Below are 515 nucleotides of genomic sequence, written 5' to 3' on the forward strand. Positions count from 1 at the left end.
GGTACTGTGACAGCAGATGCCAGCTACACCGTGGATATCACCACACCAGTGGTGGTGATCAACCCGATTGCAGGCGATAACACCGTTAACGCAGCAGAAGCGGGTGTGGACCAAACGGTCAGCGGTGCGGTTGTAGGCGACTTCACTGCAGGTGATGCAGTGACAGTTGTGGTCAACGGCAACAATTACAACACCACCGTACAGGCGGATGGTACATGGAGCGTGACCGTTCCAGGTAGCGAGTTGACTGCAGATGCAGACAGCACCATTGAAGTGACTGTTGATGTAACAGGTACAGGTCCGGTCAGTGCAGATCACAGCTATGTTGTGGATACCACTGCACCAGATACGACGGGTAGCACACTGACTGTTGCACCAGTAACAGCAGACAACGTCCTCAACGCAGCTGAATCAACAACCACCATCACGGTAACAGGTACCTTAACCGGTATCCCTGCAGATGCAGTCACCACAGTGGTGACTTTAGTTATCAATGGCGTGACTTACACTGCAAC

Annotated in this window: 1 protein-coding gene; it reads left to right on the plus strand. The window is 52.6% G+C overall.

The features are described 5' to 3' along the window. Positions 1–515 (plus strand): Ig-like domain-containing protein (locus IEV39_RS18400; RefSeq protein ID WP_126687743.1); only part of this gene is annotated, 515 nt, incomplete at both ends.

Origin of the sequence: Acinetobacter courvalinii (assembly GCF_014635545.1) — a bacterium.
In the GTDB taxonomy this organism is placed as follows: domain Bacteria; phylum Pseudomonadota; class Gammaproteobacteria; order Pseudomonadales; family Moraxellaceae; genus Acinetobacter; species Acinetobacter courvalinii.